The sequence below is a fragment of the Erwinia persicina genome (assembly GCF_014838825.1).
GTDB lineage: Bacteria > Pseudomonadota > Gammaproteobacteria > Enterobacterales > Enterobacteriaceae > Erwinia > Erwinia persicina_A.
In genome coordinates, this window is the sequence record NZ_JACYMO010000004.1 from 245535 (window position 1) to 267266 (window position 21732).

Below are 21732 nucleotides of genomic sequence, written 5' to 3' on the forward strand. Positions count from 1 at the left end.
TTACCAGTAGTGAAATCGAACAGTTTTTATCATTCACATCACCTGCACTGCAGGGGCGAACGTTTTTTCTTTGCGGGTGAATCGACTGGCGGCCCCTGAAATACGGGCCGCCGGGTCATTACTTAACGGTCAAATCGTTTTTAACGCTTTTCACGCCTTCAATGGCTTTGGCAATACCTTCAGCGCGCTCGGACTGCGCCTGCGTCTTCACCGCACCGGACAGCTGAACCACACCGTTGGTGGTTTCCACTTTCACATTACGTGAGGGTACGATGTCGTCTGCTAACAGTTTAGCCTTAATTTCGCTGGTCGTTGCAGTATCACCTGCATAACCGCTTACCGTCTGTTTTGTGCTGTCTTTCACGTGTAGTTTATCGCTCACGGATTTCACGCCTTCCACTTTCTTAGCGGCGGCAACGGCCAGTTCAGCCTGATCCTGCGAAGTCACAAAGCCGTTCAACGTCACAACACCTTCGTGCGTTTCAACGGAAATATCGGTGCTTTTGATGGCATCGTTGTCCACCAGCGCGGCTTTCACTTTTGCCGTCACGCCGCTGTCATCCATGTAGCCGCCGACTTTTTTCATAGAGCTATCGATTTTTGAACCCGCGCTGTCTGCCGTAGACTCCGCTTTGCTCGTCATGGTGCCTTCTGCCAGCGCAGAACCGCTCACCAGAGCAGAACCTACCATCAGGGCCATCAGCGTTTTTGCCATATTAGTCTTCATCATCGATTCGTTCCTTTTGTCTTTTGCACTCACAACGGTGAGCTTTTCAGTCACAAACGGCGTGACTGTAGTTGTTGGCAAGATGGTACTTTTGCCGTTGAACGTTGCAGCCATCGCGCCGCGTATTTTTCGTCCTGTAGAAATGAATATAGTCGGTAATGAGGATTTCACCGGGGATGACGGATGATTTGTTGGATAAAGCAGCAAAAAAGAGGGGTTTTAGGAGGAGTCTGTAAGGCAAGGGGGCGACCCTGTGTTGCGGCCGCCCTTTAACCTGAACGCGCACTGCGCGGCGGACGGCCCTCAATACAGAGTCCGTCCCAGAGGGATTAATGTTCGCGCGTTTTACGGAATACCACGTCAGGATAACGTTCCTGAGTAATATTCAGATTCACCATGGTCGGTGCGATATAGGTGAGGTTATCACCGCCATCAAGCGCCAGGTTCACTTCGTTCTTACGCTGGAATTCATCAAACTTCTTCGCATCGCTGCACTCTACCCAGCGGGCGGTGGCGACGTTGATCGCTTCGTAGATAGCTTCGACGTTGTACTCGCTTTTCAGACGGGCCACGACCACGTCGAACTGCAGCACACCGACAGCACCAACGATAAGATCGTTGTTGTGTACCGGACGGAACACCTGCACGGCACCCTCTTCCGACAGCTGCACCAGCCCTTTCAGCAGCTGTTTCTGCTTCAGCGGGTCACGCAGGCGAATGCGGCGGAACAGCTCCGGCGCGAAGTTCGGAATGCCGGTGAACTTCATGTTCTCACCCTGGGTAAAGGTGTCGCCGATCTGAATAGTACCGTGGTTATGCAGGCCAATAATATCGCCCGGATACGCTTCTTCCACGTGCGAACGGTCACCGGCCATAAAGGTCAGTGCATCGGCAATCACTACGTCTTTCCCGGTGCGCACCTGGCGCAGCTTCATGCCTTTTTCATACTTACCGGAAACCACGCGCATAAAGGCCACGCGGTCACGGTGTTTCGGGTCCATGTTAGCCTGGATCTTGAATACAAAGCCGGTAAATTTCTCGTCCGTCGCGGTAACGGTACGGACATCCGTATTACGCGGCATCGGTGACGGTGCCCACTCCACCAGTCCGTCGAGCATATGGTCAACGCCGAAGTTACCTAACGCCGTACCAAAGAATACCGGGCTTAACTTCCCGTTGAGGAAGGCTTCACGGTCAAACTCGTGCGATGCGCCCTGCACCAGCTCAAGCTCGTCACGCAGCTGCGCAGCAAGGTCTTCACCAATGGCCGCATCCAGCTCTGGATTATCCAGCCCTTTAACAATGCGCACTTCCTGGATGGTATGGCCCTTACCGGTCTGATACAGGTAGGTTTCATTTTTATACAGGTGGTACACACCTTTGAACAGCTTGCCGCAGCCCACAGGCCAGGTGATGGGCGCACAGGCGATTTTCAGCTCGCTTTCGACTTCATCCATCACTTCCATCGGATCGCGGATGTCACGGTCAAGTTTGTTCATGAAGGTCAGGATCGGCGTATCACGCAGACGGGTCACTTCCATCAGCTTACGGGTACGATCCTCAACGCCCTTGGCGGCGTCGATCACCATCAGACAGCAGTCAACGGCGGTCAGGGTACGATAGGTATCTTCCGAGAAGTCTTCGTGCCCCGGGGTATCCAGCAGGTTGACCAGGCTACCGCGATAAGGGAACTGCATCACCGAGGTGGTAATGGAGATCCCACGCTGTTTTTCCATCTCCATCCAGTCTGATTTAGCATGCTGGTTGGAGCCACGGCCTTTTACCGTACCGGCGGTCTGGATAGCCTGTCCGAACAGCAGCACTTTTTCAGTGATGGTGGTTTTACCGGCATCCGGGTGAGAAATGATGGCAAAAGTGCGGCGACGAGCCACCTCCTGCATAAAGGGTGCATTTGACATGACGCTTCTTCTGGTTTGGCGCTGCGCCGCCGTGCGACGGAACGCGCGCAGCGGGAACTACAGCCGATTAATCGATAATGGGCGGCATTTTCGCTTATCCCGGCGTCATACACAATGACTGACCGGCGCTTATTCAACCTAAAGTGCGACAGTCAGCGCCGGTAACAGGTCAGCGCGGACGGATTAACCGCGCGCGTTCGGCCTCACACTCCGCCCGGCAGCAGCAGCCCTCCAGGTGATCGTTCACCAGCCCCAGCGCCTGCATAAGCGAATAGGTGGCCACTGGCCCGACCCAGGTCCAGCCGCGTTTTTTCAGCGCTTTTGACATCGCTTCGGCTTCCGGACAGGTTTTCACCGTTTGCCAGAACGGCAGATCAATCTTTGCCGGACGCCTGTCCGGGGCAGGCTCAAACTGCCAGAACCAGGCGGCGAGCGAACCCGCTTCCTCCACCAACGCCAGCGCACGCTGGGCATTGTTGATGGCAGAGACGATTTTGGCACGGTTACGCACAATACTTTTATCCGCCATCAGCCGGGCAATATCCTCTTCACCGAAGCGGGCGACAAGACGAAAGTCGAACCCGGCAAAGGCCCGGCGAAAATTATCGCGTTTGTTATAGATCATCTTCCATGACATGCCGGAGAGAAACCCCTCCAGACACACTTTTTCATACAACATCTTGTCATCGACCACCACGCGCCCCCACTCGCTGTCGTGGTAAGCCGGCATGCCAGACTGCCACGCACAGCAGATGCGGCCATCTGCCGTCACGGCCAGCCCGGCGGCATGTAGCGTGGTGAGATCCGTTTGATCCATTTCAGATTCTCCTTGTGTCATTGTGCTCTTTGAGGGTAAACGTGCTCACCTGCGTAATGCTATACCTGATCGCGTGTATCACCCTGTTCCACTATCTTTAGTTCATTACCTGCCATTTATTTTGCAAAAGGGCCCGTTGAATTATGAGCGATAAAGAGTATCAACCTGCGAAAGTCTGGAGCGAAAATAAAGGTCTGGGCGGCACCTGGGGCAGCATCAACCGTCCGACAGCTGGCGCACGCTTTGAGGCCGATCTGCCGGTAGGCAAACACCCGCTGCAGCTTTATTCCATGGGAACGCCGAACGGACAGAAGGTCACCATCCTGCTGGAAGAGCTGCTGGCGCTGAACGTGCAGGAGGCGGAGTATGACGCGCATCTGATCCGCATTGGCGACAGCGAACAGTTCTCCTCCGGTTTTGTGGCAGTCAATCCCAACTCCAAGATCCCGGCCCTGCTTGATACCAGCACCGTTCCGGGGACCCGCGTATTTGAGTCAGGTGCCATTCTGCTCTATCTGGCCGAAAAAATGGGTCACTTCCTGCCAAAAGATCCGGCTGGCCGTACGGAAACGCTGAACTGGCTGTTCTGGCTGCAGGGTGCGGCACCCTACCTGGGTGGCGGGTTTGGCCATTTCTACCATTACGCCCCGGTGAAGATCGAGTACGCCATCGACCGCTTTACGATGGAAGCCAAACGTCAGCTCGACCTGCTTGACCAGCAGCTGGCGAAACACCGGTATATTGCCGGGGAAAACTACACTATTGCCGATATGGCGGTGTGGCCGTGGTACGGCACGCTGGTGAAGGGGCTGGCCTACGACGCGGCGGAGTTCCTTGATGCCGGTTCCTATAAAAATCTGCTGCGCTGGACCGATGAAGTTGCTGCCCGTCCGGCAGTAAAACGCGGCCGCGTGGTTAACCGCACCTGGGGCCCGGAAAACGAACAGCTGCCGGAGCGTCACGACGCGTCCGATTTCGACAAACTGGGGCTGTAATCCCCCGCCCTGGTACGCGGCGGGTGGACGCTTTTTTGCCGTCCACCCGCCCGGCAAACAATTACCGCCCCGGTTGCGGATCGTCTGTGTCGATCAGCCGACTAACTTATTCTGTAACGCTTTCAGGGACGTGACCTCCCAGGTGGGGGTAATGCCTTCTGGCCGCGCACGGCCATCGGCATTCAGCCAGCAGGTCGCCATCCCGGCGTTGATCCCGCCTAAAATATCTGAGTCCGGGTTATCACCGACCATCAGCACCCGATCGCGCGCCGGATTGCCCATCTGATTTAACGCATGGTCAAAGATCGCCGGGTGCGGCTTGGCGTGGCCCACCTGCTCCGAGATCACCAGCAGATCGAACACCCCCAGAAAACCGGTGCGTTCCAGGCGTGCCTGCTGCAGCGCGGTAAAGCCGTTGGTAATAATGCCCATTTTCACCCGCCCTTTCAGCGCAGTCAGCAGCTCAACGGCCCCGTCCAGCGGCGTACAGATCTCCGCCATGGCACCGAGAAATCCGGTATTCAGATCGCTGGCCGTGACATCCAGCCTTGCCGCCCAGCCCTCAAAACGCTGATGCTGAAGCTGCAGGGCGCTGATGGCCCCATTCTGGTAGTCCACCCAAAGCGGCTTGTTAATCGCCTGATAGTCGTCATAGTCAGCGCGGCTGAACGGCACATCGTACTGCTGAAACAGACGCTGCAAACCGGCAAACGCATCGAAATGGAACAGCGTCTCGTCAGCGTCAAATAAAACCCAGTCCCAGTTGTTAAGCATCGTCATTCCTAAAGTCCATTGCCTTCAATATTCAGGCGTTATCGTCATCTGCAATGTGTGAGCACAGCCTGCTCCCGAAAGAGCAGGTCAGATAGCCTGTGCTATGCCCCATTTAAATCGTCAGGGCCATCATGATCGCGTCTTCTTTGCCCCCCTCTGCCGCCGGATAATAGTTGCGGCGGATCGAGACCTCATTGAAATCAAGCTGCTCATACAGCGCTATCGCCGCGTGATTAGAGGCCCGAACCTCCAGCCACAGCGTGACTACGCCGCGCTGCTCCAGCTCGCTAATCAGATGCTGTAACAGCTCGCGGCCGAGGCCACGACGCTGAAAGGCCGGGTCAACAGCCAGATTAAACAGCGTGGCTTCATCCAGCACCACCTGGGTAATAGCAAACGCCGCCAGCGTTTCATCCACCGTCAGGCGATAATTCAGGTAACGTTCCCCCTGATTGCTGGTAAAGGTTTTTTCAGTCCAGGGAAAAGCGTGGCTGCGCTGCTCAATGGCATACGCCTGTTCAAGATCGTGCGCTGTGAGTAAGGAAATCTGATTCATTTTGACAAATCTGCAGCCAGAGCGCCCGTTTGGCGGCGGCATTATGATAGAGCTCCGCCAGTAAAGGCGAAGCCAGTTGGGTTCCGGCCAGTGGCACCGGGGCATCAAGTCCTAAGCACCAGCTGTTGCAGCGGGCATCATCCGGCAGCATTTCCAGCTGTTCTGGCGTCAGCGCCTGCACCTGCGGGGCCTGCAGATTCAGGGCGCGCAGGACATCGTTCACCAGCGGATCGTGCAGCGCCGGAGGCGTTTCCGCCACGATCACCAGCCGGGTCTCTGCGGGCAACGTCACTGCGATTTCGCCCTGCAGGGCGCGCGGACGCCGCAGCGTATACTGCGTTATCCCCATTTGCTCTAATAACCAGTCACGTCTCGAAGACATCTTTTTATCCTGTCTGGTCGCCTGAATGCGCCGCCATGCTAGCAAATTCGTCGAAACTGCGCCAACAAACGACGCGGCTAACGCAGTTGCAGCTTCAGGTATGCAGGGTATAATCGCCGCTCTGATTTATAAGGAGCCATCGATGTCCGCATTTACCCCGGCCAGTGAAGTGATACTGCGCCATAGTGATGAGTTTACTGAACGCCGCGTGCTGTTTGCTGGTGACCTGCAGGATGACCTGCCCGCCCAGCTGGAAACGGCGCTGAGCCGGGTACATACCCAGCAATACCATCACTGGCAGATCCTCAGCCGTGCCCTTGGGGAAAACGCCCATTATGGTCTGGTTGCCACCCCCGAGGTGGTCGCAGACTGCGACACCCTGGTCTACTACTGGACGAAAAACAAACCTGAAGTCCAGTTCCAGCTGCAGAACCTGCTGTCGCTGCTGCCGGTCGGCTGCGATATTTTCGTTATCGGTGAAAACCGCAGCGGCGTGCGTAGCGCAGAGCAGATGCTGGAAGGTTGGGCAACCGTCACCAAGATCGACAGCGCCCGCCGCTGTGGGCTGTATCACGGCAGGCTGGATAAGCAGCCGACCTTTGCGGTGGATGCGTTCTGGGATGAATACCCGCTGGGCGACCTCACCATCAAAACGCTGCCCGGCGTGTTCAGCCGCGATGCGCTGGATATCGGCAGCCAGCTGCTGCTCTCCACCCTCAAGCCTCACACCAAAGGCAAAGTGCTGGACATGGGCTGCGGCGCAGGCGTGATCGCTGCCCTGCTGGCCACCCATTCCCCGAAGGTGCGTCTGACGCTGACCGACGTGAATGCCGCCGCGATTGAAGCCAGTAAAGCCACGCTGGCCGCCAACCAGCTGGAAGGTGAGGTGTTTGCCAGTAATGTTTATTCAGACATCCCTGGGCGCTTTGACATGATCCTGTCTAACCCACCGTTCCACGATGGTGTCCAGACCAGTCTTGACGCCGCGCAGACGCTGATCCGTGGCGCAATCACCCACCTGAACACCGGCGGTGAGCTGCGTATTGTGGCCAACGCCTTCCTGCCATACCCGCAGGTGCTGGATGAAACCTTCGGCAGTCATGAAGTGCTGTTGCAGAATGGACGCTTTAAGGTGTACCGCGCCGTGAAAGGCCGTCCGCCGAAGAAGTAACCCCGTCCGTCGTCCATTTCCGCCAGGGGCGACGGTTTACGGTCGCCCGCTGCCATAAGCGATTCTTTTCCAGGCGTTTGTTTCAACAATAAGAAATAACTGTTGACGTACCGGGTAAAATCTCTAGAATGCGCCTCCGTGGTTGCGATATAACGTTGTTATGTTGCGGGTATGCGAAGGTGGCGGAATTGGTAGACGCGCTAGCTTCAGGTGTTAGTGTCTTAACGGACGTGAGGGTTCAAGTCCCTCTCTTCGCACCAAAAACCACGTTGTTCATATTACGCAGCATCTGCGCGAAGGTGGCGGAATTGGTAGACGCGCTAGCTTCAGGTGTTAGTGTCTTAACGGACGTGAGGGTTCAAGTCCCTCTCTTCGCACCATGTTGAATACCCTGCAGTACCTCAGCTTCCCCTCTTTCTGACCCTCAGTACTTTCTCAGCACGGCCTCTGTTAAGTAAAACACTTCCTTCTAATGCCTTTTTACCGTCTGATCTTACCGGACTACAGCCCGGAAAAATTTACCGACAGTGCAGCCAGTCCGCCAGCCAGTGCGATGCAGGATGGCAGCAGCAGGTAATGGCGCAGACGCTTATGAAACAGCATTACTACGGTTGCCAGCAACGCTACCACCATCAGCACCCGCCACTCAGTGAATGACAGCTCCATCAGCGCCACCAGCGGCATCATCGCGCAGGGCAGCAGTACGCCCCAGCCGCTATCCAGTCTTTTGCCCATCACCCAGCTTACCCCCCATAACCCGCACGCGGTCACTACTGCCGTCAGCATTGCGGTGTCCACACAGTTTCAAATGATAATGATTACCAATATCATATGATAGTTTTTATCACTTTGCAGCACATTGTTGTTGAAACTTTATCCCGCCAGATGACAGCTTCGCGTTTAAGTGGTAGATTGGCAGCGATCAACATTCAGAAAAATCTAATAATAACGGCTCTAAACTATTCCAATTATGAAATATCAGCCATTCACTATGATAGTGCTTTGATATTTCAGGGCAGTCACGAGTAATCATAATGAAATTACAAAGCTACGATGAATTGCTTCACAGCAAGCATCGGCTATCGCTGATGCTATTTCTTTTTTTAAACACAGCGACTGCCGTATTTTCCATGCTCAACGTTAATCGTCTTTCTGCCCCCATGGTGACTCCACCTACGGCGACTATTATAATATTGAGCATATTGTTACTTATCTGGATGATTTTAAAACCTCTGGGCAAATTTCCACTATTAAATAGTGCGGCCCTGATCACTGGCGTACTTTGGGCCTGGCAAATTGGGCTAAAGTACCAACAAAATTTTTATTTTGATAACAGCTTCCTGCTGGTCTCGCTGGTCAGCGTATTTTTTATCAGTGCCATCGCGCTGGGCGATCACCTGCTCGCTTTCTGCCTGCACACGGCGCCCGCCTCTGTGACGGTGCTGGTACTCGATCACGGCCAGAATACGTTCGTGCTGCTGTTTACCATTATCCTGCCGCTGTTTGGTTTCACCCTGCATCATCTGATGCTGCGGCGGCGTGATAACTTTACCCGGCGTCTGGTGAGCCAGCTGTACGAAGAGAAAGAGACTTACAGCGACCTGAGCATGCTGGACCCGTTAACCGGGCTGTATAACCGTCGCGGGCTGAAAAACCGGCTGGAGAATATTCTGGATAATCATGCGGGCAGCCATTTCGTCCTGCTGCTGGATATTGATAACTTCAAAGCCTATAACGACAACTATGGCCACGCGATGGGTGATCAGGCGCTGGCACGCGTGTCGGTCGCCATTCGCGATGCGGTACGATCGCGCGATATCGTGACGCGCTACGGCGGTGAGGAATTCCTCGTCTTACTGACCAACGTGAATGAATCCATTGCCCTGAAGCTGGCCGAGCGTATCCGCCAATATGTACTGGACCTGGAAATCCCTCACCGCTTCAACGATCGGGTTGCCACCCATGTCACCATTAGTGCCGGCATTGCCCCACTGATGGAAGATGATTTTGACAATGCGCTGGCAAATGCCGATCGGGCGTTATACCTGGCTAAAAACCAGGGACGTAATACTATTCTCTCCCATCATGACCTGGTTAAAAAACACTTAAGCCAGGCTGCCGATGCGTTATAAAAAATGAAGACGGCCTTATTTAAGGCCCATTCATTTTAAAAGCTTAACCTTTTCTTTAATACAAATCCCCATCCAGCCCGCGAAAAATAAGATATTGCTGCGAATTAAGTTTTTAAATGATTAACGATGGTGTTTGTTTCTTACCGGGCAAAAGCCATTTTTTTGACGTTTACAGATTGTGGACAATATGGCAATTTTATCTCTTCATCACGCAGGAGATAAGCATGAGTCTGGAGTCAGTACGGCAGTTTTTTGCCGATCGCGCACCCGAAATTGACATCATTGAACTGTCAGAAAGCACCGCCACCGTCGCCCTTGCTGCTGCCGCTCATCAGGTTGAGCCGGGGCAGATTGCCAAGACCCTGTCGTTAAAAGTGAAAGATCGTGTGGTCCTGATTGTCACCCGGGGTGACGCGCGGCTGGATAACCGCAAGCTGAAAGAGACACTGGGGGCGAAAGCGAGAATGCTCAATACCGATGAGGTGGTGAGCTGGACCGGGCATCCGGTGGGCGGAGTCTGCCCCTTCGGCCTCGAGAACCCACTGACCGTTTACTGCGACGTGTCCCTCAGGGACTATCAGGAAGTGCTACCCGCCGCCGGAGCCATCCACAGCGCGGTACGCATCGCACCTGAGTATATGGCGCAGCTGACCGAGGCTCAGTGGGTTGATGTTTGCCAGCCCTTTCAGGAGGCCAGCTGACCCGCCCCGGACGGGTCTTATGACTGACCCGAAATAATCGCGCCCCGCGTTTCCCGGCCAAAGGCGACGATCGCGCAGATCAGTACCGCCACCGTTCCGGCGACGATCGCCATTGCCAGCGCATAATTGTTGCCGTTGGCAATGGCGATTTTTGACTGTAGCGTGGCGTTGACCGACGCCACCAGGTTCCCCAACTGATAGACAAACCCCGGCAGAACCGCACGCGCCCCGGCAGGCACCAGCTCCGTCAGCCAGCCCGGCACCACGCCCCATGCACCCTGCACCATGAACTGCATCAGAAACGCACCTGCACCTACCGCCCAGGAGCCGCTGGAAAAAGCCCACAGCGGCAGCACCGGCAGCGCCAGGAAGGCCGCGATGATAATCGCCTTCTTACGGCCTATTTTTTCCGACAGCGCGCCAAACAGAATGCCGCCGAGGATCGCGGCAATATTGTAGAAAATGGCAATGATGCTGATGACATGAGGTGCAAAACCCTGCTGCACTTTCAGATAGGTCGGGTAGAGGTCCTGCGTACCGTGGCTGAAGAAGTTAAAGCAGGCCATCAGCAGCACCAGATAGACACAGAGCTTCCAGTGGCTTTTCAGCACCGGCAGCAGGGCCACCGTCTCTTTGCGCTCGCGCGCTGCCAGCCACACCGGCGACTCGGGCACCTTAAAATAGATAAACGGCAGCAGTAACACCGGCAGCGCACCAATCAGGAACATCCCGCGCCAGCCCACCAGGCTGTAAAACAGGCCAAACACCACAGAGGCCAGCAGATAACCGAAGGGATACCCCGCCTGAAATACCCCGGACATGAGCCCTCGTGAACGGTCGGGAATGGTTTCCATTGCCAGGGAGGAGGCTACCCCCCAGACGCCCCCCATTGCCACCCCGTAAATCACGCGGAAGACCAGGAACCACAGCAGTGAGGGAGACCAGGCGGAGAGCAGCTCAAAAATGGTGAAGGCGATAATGTTGGCCATCAGCACAGGACGGCGACCCCATTTTTCTGCCAGCCGGCCAAACAGCAGCGCGCCCAGTGGCCGCACCGCCAGTGTCAGCATAATCGCCAGCGACACATCGGTGATGCTGACGTGGAAATTATCCGCAATATCACTGAGCACGAAGACCAGGATAAAGAAGTCAAACGCATCCAGCGTCCAGCTGCCAAAACAGGCGAAGGCGACGTTGCGCTGAGTAGAGGTCCAGTTAAACATAGGGCGGGTCCTGTCTTAGAGGCTCACAAGAATGTTAATAACTTGTTTATAGCATGTAAGACAGAAGTGGATTATGACGCGTTTGTCAGGCTTATCACCAGACTGTAAAAGGGCATGTCATTGTGTTACCAGGCTAATAATTAGCCTGGTAAGCAGCGCTTTCAGACGTTACAGGTCACGGGCAATCATCGCCTGCAACCCCACCTGCTGGCCGTAAGAGAGTTCCAGCGTGTTGCCATCCGGGTCGGCAAAGAAGGCCCAGTAGCCGACGGGCTCAGGGAACTGAACCGGCGCTTTGCGCAGCACCCCTTCTTTTTCTGCCAGCGCGACTTTACGGTCAATCTCTTCGCGGGAGGCGCAGGCAACGCCAAGGTGGCCGAACGGCCCGAGGGGGGTATCCCTTCTGACCGCAGTCTGCACCAGCACCAGCGCAAACGGTCGGGTCAGGTCAGAGAGCCAGGCCACTTTTTCGGCCTCCGGCACTCCCGGCTCGCGCTGGTGTACCACCTGCATCCCGGCATAACGCTGATAGAAATCGATACTTTTTTGTAAGTCCTGCACTTCAAAGGCTACGTGGGTGAACCCCACATCCACTGCACTACTCATCGCCCACTCCTTGATTGATCGTCAGAGCCGTTATCATGGCGCGTTTGCGGCAAGGCAGGTGATCGTCAGTGCGGGCGGCGGGTATCAGGGCACAGATTGTGCTATTCGTGTTCAGTTAATGACCCGCGGCACCATCGCCTGCCAGCCGCCATCCTGCGGCAGATATTTATTGCCGTAAGTGGCGTTGGCAATGGGTTTCAACACCCATTGTCCGCCCGCGTCTTTGACCAGCTCATTCGGCCAGGCACGGCAGCGATACATTTTCAGGTCGACCGCCTGACTCAGCTGATAATAATGTCCTTTCTCAGGGACAAAGCTAACGATATTCATGCAGCGGTTCTTACCGCGATGATAACTGTGATATACCGTGGTTTTTCGGCCCGCATAAACCGGCGTTTCAAAATAATCACTGGTGTAGGTCGCTTCCTTACCGCTCACCCTGGGCATGCCCTGATCCTGCGTATTACGCAAGACCAGACGGCTTTCACGGATGAGCCCCCCGCGCAGTTTACCGTTGTCCATTTGATACAGCGCGTTACTCTCCGTGCTGCCCATAATACGCAGCATGGCGACGTCCGCACCCGCGGGAGGCGGAGTAAAGAATTCCTGCTGTGGCAGCAGGCTACAGCCGCTGAGCCACAGTCCGGTCAGCGCGAAACTCCAGCGATAGTTCATCGGTCAGCCGTTATCACGTCCAGACTTCCTGCCCGTCCGGGGTTATCCATACCAGCCCGGCGGGCGCTTTCGCCAGAAACCAGAGGCCGGTGTCATCAACATCCTCTGACTCATCGTCTGAATCAGGCGAAGGCCAGGCGTCAGCCAGGCGCTGTAGCTGTTCCTCCACCGACCCGGCCAGAAAGTGGCCATCGCTAGCCAGGCAGATCTGCCCGCCCTTCAGCTCCTGGCGTAACAGCTCAAAGAAGATCGCTTTTCTCAGGCTGCTGTTATCCGGGATCGTGCGGCACTCGACCTCTATATGCTGCCAGAGCGCGCCGAGTGACAGGCCACGGGCACTTTGCAGCACCGATTGTTTGATGGTTTCCGGACTCATCGCAGGTCAACAGGGGGAGACGGGGGCACCAGCCTGTCCGGCATCTTTTTCCAGTTAGCATCTTCATGGCCATATTGCCCGCCCCAGGTGACATCACTGATGCGCTCCAGCTGCCACTGTCCCGCAGCATTCTGCTTCAGCTCGTATGGCAAACCGCGACACTGGCGCAGACGCACGTCAACCTGCAACCCGAACTGATAGTAGTGCCCCTTCTTCGGCACAAAGCTCATGGTACTGCTGCACCGGTTGTTGCCGCCGTCATAGGCCAGGCCGATGATGGTTTTCTGGCCTGCCACCACCGGGGTTTCGTAATAGTCGCTCCAGGACGATTTGTCCTGATCGCTGGCCACCGGCATCCCGCGATCCTGAGTATGGGTCAGAATAAACTCACTGCTGCGCACCAGCCCTCCCGTCGTCTGGCCGTTGACCTCCTGCTCAATGGAGGCCTGCTCGGTGCCGCCGACAATACGCACCGAGGCGGTATTTTCACCCGCGGCAGGCGGGGTGAAAAAGGAATTATGCGGAAACTGGCTACAGCCGCTAACGGAGGCCAGCAGCAGGAACAGTGTGGTTTTACGCAACATCGGTCGTTCTCCTCATCGGGGATCAGGCGGTCAGTGCCAGGAGTTCCGCAGCCAGTTCGCGGGCATCCTGCTGATAGTTTTCACGCCAGCTTGCCGACCAGTCGGCGGGACGTCCCTGCTCTTCCCACTCCGCCAGCGCCAGACCATTGACGATCTCCAGTTCAAACCACAGGCTTTGCCAGGCGTCCGCGTCCGTGACCAGCGCACTGTCCTGCCACAAAAATTCGGTGTGTGCGACAAAGCTGGCCCAGGCAAACAGATCCTCTGAAGCCCGCTCTGCCAGTTCGATCAACTGCGCCTTATTTACCATATTTCACCGTCACCACTTTTCCAGAACTGTTCGTTACGACCGAAACATTGTTAGTGGCATCATAGTACGACGTTGTATTTCCCCGGCTTGGGGTCGCAACGCCCGTCTTGATGGTGTTTTCCACCACCGACGGCATGATGCCGCGATCCTGCATTCTATCTAAAGAGTGACCTGAATACTCGCGGTTGCTGATGGTGCCAGCCTCGTTTCTTACCGGTTGATAAGACGGGTTTTTAGGCTGATTCATCTGATTTTGTTTACTGCCCAGCGGCAGGGCCGGGTCGCGTACGCTGCCGCTGGCGGGTGGCGTCGCCGTACTGCTGCTACCTTTGCCGCTGCTCACCGGGCTACGCGTGCCTTTGATACCGCCACTCAGCGCGCCCAGCGCTGCACCCGCCAGAAGCTGCGCGCGATCGGCATCCATACCGTAGCGGCTTTGCAGCTGCTGTGCGAACTGCGTACTGGACACCACGCCTTCGGCCTCCATCTGCTGGGCAAAGAGCGCAGACATGTCGTTCTTCATCTTCCACGGCACATCATCCGACCCCAGCACCCGATCGATCGCCTCACGTACCAGCATACCGTTAGCGGTCACATCACCAAAGTTGGCCTTACAGGCTGCCGCATCGGTCGCACAGACGGCAATCAGCTCGTCCTGCTGTTTCAGGCTGAGTTGCTGCATCTCTTTTCTGACCGTCGCGCAGTCACCGCGCGCTTCACACCCCTGCGCCTTCGCGGCAAACTTGTCGATCTGCTCAGGCTTGAGGTAGTTATTGGTCATGGCATTATTGCCAGCTTTATAGGCATCCACCGCACCCGCGGTATCGCCGGACACCAGTGCACCGGTCAGACTGGTGGCAATCAGCGCCAGGTTCTTAATGGTATTTTTCTGCTGATTATCCAGCTGGTCCGTTGCGACGTCCGGGTACAGTGCGTTATGAATGGCACGGATAGCCAGCTCGCCGCCCGCGCCCCCTGCGGCACCTGCCAGCGCATTCTGCCCGCTCATTTCCGCCACAACCCCGCCGAGGATGGCGTGGGCAAAGGCATTGGTGGCAATCTCCTGCGCAGTCGGATTTTTCGGATCGTTATAGGTGACATCTTTAATCACCCCGGCCAGATAAGGCGTGGAGGCCTGCGCCAGCGCTTTCGCCGGGTCACCTCCCGCCAGCGCACCGATCGCCGTCACAGCCGCATTCCCCGCTTTCACCCAGGTATCATCCGGGCCGTAGCCTTCCATTGCTTTCTTGTAGGCGCTGCTGCCTGTTACCGCATCCCAGTATTGTTTGCGCAGCTCTGGCGACGCATTGGCCCCCGGCTTTTCACCCACCTCCTCGATGCCCTGCTGGTTGGCATACAGCTGGCGCTCGGTAAGGATAGTGTTCATGGTGGAAGACGCAATCGAGCCGATCAGCTGTGCTTTCTGCAGGCGCTTCTGTTCCGCCGCCTTATCAAAGATTGGGCTGAGCGTCTGATTAGCGTGTTCCACATCACGGCTCAGGGTGCTGACATCCTGCTGCTGGTCAGCATTGCGGACAATCAGCGTACCGTCAGATACGGCCGAACGGGTGGTGCTGGAACCGTCGCCGGAGGTCTGTACCGCCGACATCGAGGTTGGCGCAATATTCTGCCCCAGCTGAGTCAGTTTCGGCGTGTAGGGGGTCTTCTCTTTACTCTGATCTCCGTTCGATGCTCCAGCGCTTTTTTCCAGTTTGAACTCACTGGTCAGCCCGACGCTCACGCCAGAGGTCGCATAGTCGGCACGGTTCTCAATATCGCTGAAGCCCAGGGTGCCGGTGTCGAGACGATTGTTCGCCGCCTCAGAGGTGCTGCCAATCACCGCCCCGTTAAGCTGGGTGTGATTGCCAACCGTGACATCATAGCCGCCGTCTCCGGCGAAAATGCCGCTCTGTTCCTGCACGCTGTCATAGTTGCTCTTCAGCTTGTCGTTGCTGACCGACAGGCTGCCGCTGGCGGTCATCGACCCAAAGGTGAAGCTCAGCCCGCCGCTGACGTTCTGATTTTTTGACTTGAAGTTATTGCTGTCCTGCTCGCTGGTGATGGTCAGGTCGCGCCCGACATCCGCCACGATGCGATCGGCGCTGACCTGCGCCCCGGTCAGGGTGGTATCGCGGCCGCTGAGCAGCGTCACCTTGTTACCCGCGTCCAGCGTGGTTTCGCTGTGGGTCAGACCGTCGCCGTCTTCACTGCCTTTACCTTTGTTGGCTTTGGCAAAGATGCTGAGACCGACACCGCCGGAACCCGCGCCAATGCTGGCACCCACAGAACCCCCTCCGCTGCTCTTATCGCTGCTGGAGACCTGGCTGTTTTCTGCCGATAGCAGGTTGATATCGCGCGCAGCGGATAACAGCATCTCATTCCCCGCCTGCAGCTGGCTGCCCTGTACCAGGATGTCGCCATTCTGCGTCGCGCCGTCGCTGCCGTTCGCGAAGATATTCAGATTGTGGGCGGCCTGAATAGCGCTGCCCGCCGACGTCATCTGCTCGCTCTGGCTCTCACTGTGTTCTTTCTGCATGCCCAGCGACAGGCTGATGCCGACAAAGCTGTCATTTCTCGGATCCTGCAGTGCCCCGCGGATGGCCTGCGTAGCCTGATAGCCATCCAGGCCCGCTTTCACCAGCTGCAGACGCGCCATGCGGTCGTCCTGCTTATCGGTTTCCATCTCAGAAATGGTGTTGGCCGTATTCAGGGCGTCACCGACCGCGCCGGAAAGAGCCAGCGTCAGGCCGCTGGAGCGCGTTTCTGACGTGCTGTGCGTACTGGCGCTGTTTTCAACCGAGCCAATTTCCACGTTTTTGCCGATCAGATTGATATCGTTACCGGCGATCACTTCTGAACCCTTAACCTTCAGATCGTTACCGGCAATCAGCGTGGTATCGCCGCTGACCGAACCGATCTGGCTGCCCTGCGCCGTCGCACTGACCGTTTCATTGGTGGATTTGGTGAAGTTAGTCCCGATGTTGACACCCAGCCCGCCGTTGCTCATCAGGCCGGACTTGGTTTTCTGCTTCATCGCCCAGGCGTCGCGGCTCTCCTGAGCCGTGTCCACCGTCAGATTGTTACCTGCTTTCATCGTCAGTGAATCATCTGCGGCAACATTACTGCCGCTGACACCGAGATCGTGCCCGGCCATCAGGGTGATATTTTTTCCACCCAGGCTGCTGGCGACCGCGTTCTCTTCGGTAAACCCGGCGCGGGTTTTGGTGGTATTGCTGGACAGGAAGCCTGACCCCTTAACCTTCGACGCCATATCCAGGGAGGCATCCTCACCGGCGGTACCGATGCTGATGTCGTTACCGGCGCTCAGGTTAAGCGCGTTGCCCGCATTCAGCTTAGCCGCTGCCGTGGTGATATTATTTGCCGCCTGCATCAGCACATTGCCTGCGCCGGTGATCTCACTACCCTGTGCGGTGGTGGTACTCTGGCTCAGGTGATTGTCTTTATTCCAGACGATGTTGTCACTGCTGCCAGAATTGACCGCCGTCAGGTTAATATCGCGCCCGGCGACCACGGTGGTCTGGCCGTTTTCCCCGGCGTTGACCACTTTTGCCCCCTGCAGATTGACGTCGCGTACCGCCTGCAGCGCCAGTTTGCCATCATCCTGCTGCACATACATGCCAGCCACGCGGGACACCGTGTCGCGGCTAAAGCGGTTGCTGCCGTTGGTACTTTCCGTGTGGGTGGTTTGCGACACGAGGTTCAGATCGCGTCCCGCGCTGGCTACCAGCGAATTCTGCGCCTGGATCAGCCCGCCGTTATTGGTCAGATCCGTGTTGGCCAGCAGCTGCACGCTGCCGCCGCTGATAATACCGCCGACGTTGGTGATCGTATCGCCGCTAATGCTCACCAGCTGGCTGGCATTGACCCGCCCCGTATTGAGCATGTTACCGCTGACGCCGATGGCAATGTTGCGTCCGGCAAGCAGTGCGCCGCTGCCGTCCATATCGCCCTGTTTAACCTGGGCATAGACCTGCGGAACCAGCACGCTCTGACGGCTGCCATCGGCCAGCATGACGTCACGCGCCACCAGCCAGACCATATCGCTGGTCACGTTGGCCATCTGGCTGGCGGTCAGCGCCACGCCCGGTACCAGTCCAAAGGCTTTACCGAAGGCCACGCCTGACTCCATCAGCGCCTTGTACTGCTCTTCATCACTCTGATACCCGGCGAGGTAGCGATCGCCGGTCAGCTCCACCAGCTGCTCGCGCACCAGCCGCTGCTCATAGAAGCCGTCACCCAGGCGTTTCTGGGTGATATCCGGATCGGACTGTAACTGCGACAGCATGAAGTCGGAACTGAGCCAGGTTTTCTGGTTGGTATAGCGCGGATCGGTCTCGATCAGGTAGCTGCTGGAGGCGGAGGGAAGCTGACTGAACAGGCTGTTTTCCGGCAGCGTAGTGTCCGGCACCTGCGAGCGGATGACCGTCGCATCCGTTTGGCCCGCAATTTCAATACGCTGGCCGCCCGGCAGGGATGCCAGATCGCCACCGTTCAGCAGGCCCAGGCTGTAGCCATCTAACGTTGGGGCACTGCTCTGTACCTGAGTATTGCCTTTGACAACACCCGGTGACAGAGAAATCGACTGGATTTCATCCGGCGGCGTATAAGGTGAGGCATCGTGTTTCTGTTTATCATGCCCTTTCTTGTGGATGCGGTCCCATTCGATCACCTGCCCCACTTTCTGCACCAGCAGCGTGCCGGCCACTTCCACGTTTTTCAGGTTGGCGTTGCTGATCAACAGATCGCCACCGGCGATAATACGGCTCTTATCGTTCAGGGTACTGTCGGCGTTAATGCCCAGGCTGCCGCCGGCAATGATCTGGGCAGGATCGGATTCGGTGACCTGTTCCTGCCAGGTGTTCTGCGTATAGGCATACTGATAGTAGTGATCCTGATTACACACCACGCCGTTAATGCAGATGTGCTGCACCTCATTATGCGAGAAGGTAATGTCGTAGTCGCTGGTGCCGTAATGGACGCCGTTGTTCAGCGACGGCACCATATATTCTTCTTTCTGCTCCTCCGAGATATGTACCATCTGGGTAGCAAAATGGTCATTGATGTTGTTCAGCGTGCCGGTATTGATCAGCATATTACCGGCGGATTCAATGGTGGCGCTGTGGTTGTTGAGGGTGGTGGCACGCCCGGTGGCGGCATTATTTTCATCCAGCTGACCGCCAATCGACATATCGCCGCCGCTGTAAATCAGGCTGTGAGCGTTGTTGTTCAGCGTGCCGACGCCGAGGTCCAGGCGCTGGCGGGCGGCGATCGTCGCCGCACTCTCGCCTTCGGTCAGGTTATTCAGTTCCCCGGCCTGGATCGCCAGGTGATCGCCGTAAATGCGTCCGGTGCCGATATTATTCACCGTCCCCGCCTTCAGCACGGTCTCGACACCATCGATAATGCCCCGGTTAGTCAGGCTACCGGCCATATTCAGATGCGTACGCTGCCCGCTGATATCACCGCTCTGCTGATTATTCAGGCTGGCCGCCGTCACCGCTAACTGCTGGCCCGCGCCCAGCTGACCGGCATTATCCAGGGTGCCCTGAACGCCGAGGTCGAGGTTGCCGTTGGCCAGCGCACTGCCGGTATTGTTGAAGTCGCCGTTAACCCCCAGCTGCATATCGCCCAGGGACAGCAGTTGTCCGCTGCCGTTGAGCGACTGGAGGCTGGCGTTGAGATTTTTTCCGGCAATGATTTTTCCGCCCTCGTTATTCAGCGCGCCTGCCGTCAGCGTTGCGTTCTCTACGGCGGCAATACCGCCGTTCTGGTTGTTCAGTGCCAGACCGCCCGTTTCCAGCGTCAACTGCTGGCCAACCACCGTCCCGCCGACGTTATTGAGGCCGGTGCTGCGCACCTGCACGTTACCCGCAGATTCCAGCCGTCCGCCGTTATTGTCGACCTGCGCGCCATTCAGCGTGAGATCGCCCCCCAGCGCGGAGATCATGCCGCGATCGTTACCGATCGCCCCCGGAGACGTTACCGTCACCGCCGAGCCCGCACTGCGGCTGTCGCTCAGGTCAATGTCTGCGGCCTGCACGTCGAGCTTACCCGCCGCCAGGTTCTGCCCGTGGCTGGCCAGTTTACCGCTGCTGGTCAGCGTCAGATCGCCGCTTTTTCTTACGCTGCCGTCAGCGTTAATACCGCCGCCAAAGACCGAATTTTTCCCGCTGTTCAACTCTCCGGCGCGGGCGTGCGTATCGCGACCGGCAGCAATCAGCCCGTCATTACTCAGCTGCCCGCTGACGCTGGCGTTAACATCCCGTCCGGCATAGACCGATCCCCTGCTGTTAGTCAGCTGGCCGCTGGTCAGCGTCAGATCGCCCCGGGTGGCAGAGATCGCGCCGCGATCGTTGTTCAGCATCCCGCCGGTTGTCACCGCCACTTCCGCCCCGCTGCTCTGGCTGTCGCTGAGGTCAATATCTGTCCCCGTCATCGCCAGTTTCCCTGCCGCCAGGTTCTGTCCGTGGCTGGCCAGTTTTCCACTGCTGGTGAGGGTCAGATCGCCGCTTTCCCCCAGGCTGCCCGCGTTCTTCACCCCGGCACCAAAGACGCCCTCTTTGCTACTGTCAATCTGGCCTGCCCCGACGCGGGTGTGCCGCGCCGCCACAATCATACCCGCATTGTTCAGCTGGCCGCTGACGGTGGCCTTCATGTCGCGCTGGGCATACAGCGTACCGCTGTTACTCAACCCGCTGCCGCTAACCTGAATATCATCGCTGGCATTCACGGTGCCGCTGTTTTCAATATGGCCGTCAGCGCTGATAGTGACGCTGCCGGCCTGAGCACCGAGGGTCCCGGCGTTACGCACGCCGACACCGCGCTCCGTACCGATCAGCCGGATCTTTCCGGCGTACATGCCACCCAGTTCGGACACATCCAGCGCCACCACCGGCTTCACCGCGTTATCATCGGTTGTCCCGGCATTTTTGCTGACGGTCTCCCCGTCGGCGCTGACGCGGTTTTTGCCGGTCGTCACCTTCAGGTCTTTCGCCCAGACACCGCTGTTCACTTTTACCGTGTGCGCAATCAGGTCGGTGTAATCCTGACGACTGCTGTCCATCCCGGCACCCTGTACCACAATCTCCCCGCCATTCACCTGATAACCGGCGATCTGGCCGTTCTGCATAATCGCTTTACCGGTGGTCAGCGTTGAACGGTTGGCATTGATAAAACCGCAGCCTTCACAGGTGATCCCGGCAGGGTTAGCAATCACCACCTGGGCTTTTTTACCCGCCACTTCGATATAGCCATTCAGCTTACTGGGATCGCGCGAGTTCACCTCATTCAGAATGACTTTTGCCTCGCCGCGCGCCAGGTAAGGGTTACCCGATACCCAGCCCCCCTGCTGCGTCTGCACGTTTCGATGGGAGTTGTTCAGCACCACGCCTTTTTTATCCACATCGAACTGGCTGTAGGTATTACGCGACACACCGCCCGCACTCGGGGCCTGAATATTCACCTGCGGCGTCCCGTTGGCCGTCTTGCCGACCATCGGCTGCTGGCCGGCAGGCGCTTTACCGTCTGCGGCAATCCCTGCCGCCTGCGCCTGGGGCACCAGCGCTACCATGCCCAGCACGCCCAGAGTGAAGAACGCCAGCGGTGACAGCTGCCCAATCAGCTGACTGAGCGTATGCCCTTCGCCGCTGACCGCCGGGCCTTTGCCATGACCACGGCCATTTTCAGCCACCACCATCAACAGGCCGCGCGCCTTGTTGAAAATTACGCGATAAAGATTCTTATTCACCGGGGTTCATCCCTTC

At 57.1% G+C, this 21732-nt stretch carries 18 protein-coding genes and 2 tRNA genes; 6 read left to right on the forward strand and 14 right to left on the reverse strand.

The features are described from left to right. Window positions 1–118 precede the first annotated feature (118 nt). From osmY to IFU29_RS12600, 3 genes are all read right to left on the reverse strand, one after another. Window positions 119–730 (reverse strand): molecular chaperone OsmY, encoded by a 612-nt coding sequence (osmY, locus tag IFU29_RS12590; protein WP_191934229.1) that lies wholly within the window; start codon window positions 728–730, stop codon window positions 119–121. Window positions 731–1056: 326 nt separating this feature from the next. Next, a complete protein-coding gene (gene prfC / locus IFU29_RS12595) occupies window positions 1057–2646 on the reverse strand; it encodes a peptide chain release factor 3 (RefSeq protein ID WP_062747338.1) in 1590 nt (529 codons plus the stop codon). Between the two features lie 169 nt (window positions 2647–2815). Continuing rightward, window positions 2816–3463 carry a DNA-3-methyladenine glycosylase I gene (locus tag IFU29_RS12600; protein WP_191934230.1) on the reverse strand — a complete coding sequence of 216 codons (648 nt, stop codon included), beginning with the start codon at window positions 3461–3463 and terminating at the stop codon, window positions 2816–2818. Between the two features lie 143 nt (window positions 3464–3606). Between IFU29_RS12600 and yghU the strand changes: the two genes are divergently transcribed. Continuing rightward, a complete protein-coding gene (yghU, locus tag IFU29_RS12605; protein WP_191934231.1) occupies window positions 3607–4458 on the forward strand; it encodes a glutathione-dependent disulfide-bond oxidoreductase in 852 nt (283 codons plus the stop codon). Window positions 4459–4551: 93 nt separating this feature from the next. Here the strand turns inward: yghU and yjjG are convergent, their stop codons facing one another. From yjjG to IFU29_RS12620, 3 genes are all read right to left on the reverse strand, one after another. Next, window positions 4552–5232, reverse strand: coding sequence for a pyrimidine 5'-nucleotidase (gene yjjG, locus IFU29_RS12610; protein ID WP_191934379.1), 681 nt, complete (start codon window positions 5230–5232; stop codon window positions 4552–4554). A gap of 112 nt (window positions 5233–5344) precedes the next feature. Then, window positions 5345–5788 carry a ribosomal protein S18-alanine N-acetyltransferase gene (rimI, locus tag IFU29_RS12615; protein ID WP_191934232.1) on the reverse strand — a complete coding sequence of 148 codons (444 nt, stop codon included), beginning with the start codon at window positions 5786–5788 and terminating at the stop codon, window positions 5345–5347. Beyond that, on the reverse strand, window positions 5751–6170 hold the full coding sequence (locus tag IFU29_RS12620; protein ID WP_191934233.1) for a DNA polymerase III subunit psi: 420 nt from the start codon (window positions 6168–6170) through the stop codon (window positions 5751–5753). Before IFU29_RS12620 ends, rimI begins: the two co-directional genes overlap by 38 nt. Window positions 6171–6312: 142 nt before the next feature. Between IFU29_RS12620 and rsmC the strand changes: the two genes are divergently transcribed. From rsmC to IFU29_RS12635, 3 genes are all read left to right on the forward strand, one after another. Then, window positions 6313–7341 (forward strand): 16S rRNA (guanine(1207)-N(2))-methyltransferase RsmC, encoded by a 1029-nt coding sequence (gene rsmC, locus IFU29_RS12625; protein WP_191934234.1) that lies wholly within the window; start codon window positions 6313–6315, stop codon window positions 7339–7341. A 173-nt stretch (window positions 7342–7514) separates the two neighbouring features. After that, a tRNA-Leu gene (locus tag IFU29_RS12630) sits at window positions 7515–7601 on the forward strand. Between the two features lie 33 nt (window positions 7602–7634). Then, window positions 7635–7721 (forward strand) — tRNA-Leu (locus IFU29_RS12635). 121 nt (window positions 7722–7842) lie between these two features. On the opposite strand, the gene IFU29_RS12640 is transcribed toward IFU29_RS12635, so the two are convergent. Further along, window positions 7843–8127 carry a DUF1435 domain-containing protein gene (locus tag IFU29_RS12640; RefSeq protein WP_191934235.1) on the reverse strand — a complete coding sequence of 95 codons (285 nt, stop codon included), beginning with the start codon at window positions 8125–8127 and terminating at the stop codon, window positions 7843–7845. 248 nt (window positions 8128–8375) lie between these two features. Here IFU29_RS12640 and IFU29_RS12645 point away from each other — a divergent pair, with 248 nt between their 5' ends. Both IFU29_RS12645 and IFU29_RS12650 read left to right on the forward strand, forming a co-directional pair. Next, window positions 8376–9473, forward strand: a complete 1098-nt coding sequence (locus IFU29_RS12645) for a GGDEF domain-containing protein (RefSeq protein ID WP_191934236.1) — start codon at window positions 8376–8378, stop codon at window positions 9471–9473. Window positions 9474–9697: 224 nt separating this feature from the next. Next, on the forward strand, window positions 9698–10174 hold the full coding sequence (locus IFU29_RS12650; RefSeq protein WP_191934237.1) for a YbaK/EbsC family protein: 477 nt from the start codon (window positions 9698–9700) through the stop codon (window positions 10172–10174). A 17-nt stretch (window positions 10175–10191) separates the two neighbouring features. On the opposite strand, the gene IFU29_RS12655 is transcribed toward IFU29_RS12650, so the two are convergent. From IFU29_RS12655 to IFU29_RS12685, 7 genes are all read right to left on the reverse strand, one after another. Next, window positions 10192–11397, reverse strand: coding sequence for an MFS transporter (locus tag IFU29_RS12655; protein WP_191934238.1), 1206 nt, complete (start codon window positions 11395–11397; stop codon window positions 10192–10194). A 168-nt stretch (window positions 11398–11565) separates the two neighbouring features. After that, window positions 11566–12003, reverse strand: a complete 438-nt coding sequence (locus IFU29_RS12660; RefSeq protein ID WP_191934239.1) for a VOC family protein — start codon at window positions 12001–12003, stop codon at window positions 11566–11568. 111 nt (window positions 12004–12114) lie between these two features. After that, the gene (locus IFU29_RS12665; protein ID WP_191934240.1) at window positions 12115–12678 is read right to left on the reverse strand and encodes a hypothetical protein; all 564 of its coding nucleotides are present in this window, start codon (window positions 12676–12678) and stop codon (window positions 12115–12117) included. A 13-nt stretch (window positions 12679–12691) separates the two neighbouring features. Further along, on the reverse strand, window positions 12692–13054 hold the full coding sequence (locus IFU29_RS12670; RefSeq protein WP_191934241.1) for a DUF596 domain-containing protein: 363 nt from the start codon (window positions 13052–13054) through the stop codon (window positions 12692–12694). Continuing rightward, on the reverse strand, window positions 13051–13638 hold the full coding sequence (locus IFU29_RS12675; protein ID WP_191934242.1) for a hypothetical protein: 588 nt from the start codon (window positions 13636–13638) through the stop codon (window positions 13051–13053). Before IFU29_RS12675 ends, IFU29_RS12670 begins: the two co-directional genes overlap by 4 nt. A gap of 22 nt (window positions 13639–13660) precedes the next feature. Further along, complete coding sequence (locus tag IFU29_RS12680; RefSeq protein ID WP_191934243.1) at window positions 13661–13948, reverse strand: hypothetical protein; 288 nt, start codon at window positions 13946–13948, stop codon at window positions 13661–13663. Then, window positions 13938–21716 carry a two-partner secretion domain-containing protein gene (locus tag IFU29_RS12685; RefSeq protein ID WP_191934244.1) on the reverse strand — a complete coding sequence of 2593 codons (7779 nt, stop codon included), beginning with the start codon at window positions 21714–21716 and terminating at the stop codon, window positions 13938–13940. The genes IFU29_RS12680 and IFU29_RS12685 overlap by 11 nt, the downstream gene beginning before the upstream one ends. Window positions 21717–21732 lie beyond the last annotated feature (16 nt).

Excerpts from the sequence above, each read along its gene's own strand:
- IFU29_RS12600 (WP_191934230.1), bottom strand. The coding sequence starts at position 3,463 with ATGGATCAAACGGATCTCACCACGCTACATGCCGCCGGGCTGGCCGTG.
- osmY (WP_191934229.1), bottom strand. The coding sequence starts at position 730 with ATGATGAAGACTAATATGGCAAAAACGCTGATGGCCCTGATGGTAGGT.
- yghU (WP_191934231.1), top strand. The coding sequence starts at position 3,607 with ATGAGCGATAAAGAGTATCAACCTGCGAAAGTCTGGAGCGAAAATAAA.
- IFU29_RS12660 (WP_191934239.1), bottom strand. The coding sequence starts at position 12,003 with ATGAGTAGTGCAGTGGATGTGGGGTTCACCCACGTAGCCTTTGAAGTG.
- IFU29_RS12665 (WP_191934240.1), bottom strand. The coding sequence starts at position 12,678 with ATGAACTATCGCTGGAGTTTCGCGCTGACCGGACTGTGGCTCAGCGGC.
- rsmC (WP_191934234.1), top strand. The coding sequence starts at position 6,313 with ATGTCCGCATTTACCCCGGCCAGTGAAGTGATACTGCGCCATAGTGAT.
- prfC (WP_062747338.1), bottom strand. The coding sequence starts at position 2,646 with ATGTCAAATGCACCCTTTATGCAGGAGGTGGCTCGTCGCCGCACTTTT.
- IFU29_RS12680 (WP_191934243.1), bottom strand. The coding sequence starts at position 13,948 with ATGGTAAATAAGGCGCAGTTGATCGAACTGGCAGAGCGGGCTTCAGAG.
- IFU29_RS12670 (WP_191934241.1), bottom strand. The coding sequence starts at position 13,054 with ATGAGTCCGGAAACCATCAAACAATCGGTGCTGCAAAGTGCCCGTGGC.
- IFU29_RS12675 (WP_191934242.1), bottom strand. The coding sequence starts at position 13,638 with ATGTTGCGTAAAACCACACTGTTCCTGCTGCTGGCCTCCGTTAGCGGC.
- IFU29_RS12655 (WP_191934238.1), bottom strand. The coding sequence starts at position 11,397 with ATGTTTAACTGGACCTCTACTCAGCGCAACGTCGCCTTCGCCTGTTTT.
- rimI (WP_191934232.1), bottom strand. The coding sequence starts at position 5,788 with ATGAATCAGATTTCCTTACTCACAGCGCACGATCTTGAACAGGCGTAT.
- yjjG (WP_191934379.1), bottom strand. The coding sequence starts at position 5,232 with ATGCTTAACAACTGGGACTGGGTTTTATTTGACGCTGACGAGACGCTG.
- IFU29_RS12650 (WP_191934237.1), top strand. The coding sequence starts at position 9,698 with ATGAGTCTGGAGTCAGTACGGCAGTTTTTTGCCGATCGCGCACCCGAA.
- IFU29_RS12645 (WP_191934236.1), top strand. The coding sequence starts at position 8,376 with ATGAAATTACAAAGCTACGATGAATTGCTTCACAGCAAGCATCGGCTA.
- IFU29_RS12640 (WP_191934235.1), bottom strand. The coding sequence starts at position 8,127 with ATGCTGACGGCAGTAGTGACCGCGTGCGGGTTATGGGGGGTAAGCTGG.
- IFU29_RS12620 (WP_191934233.1), bottom strand. The coding sequence starts at position 6,170 with ATGTCTTCGAGACGTGACTGGTTATTAGAGCAAATGGGGATAACGCAG.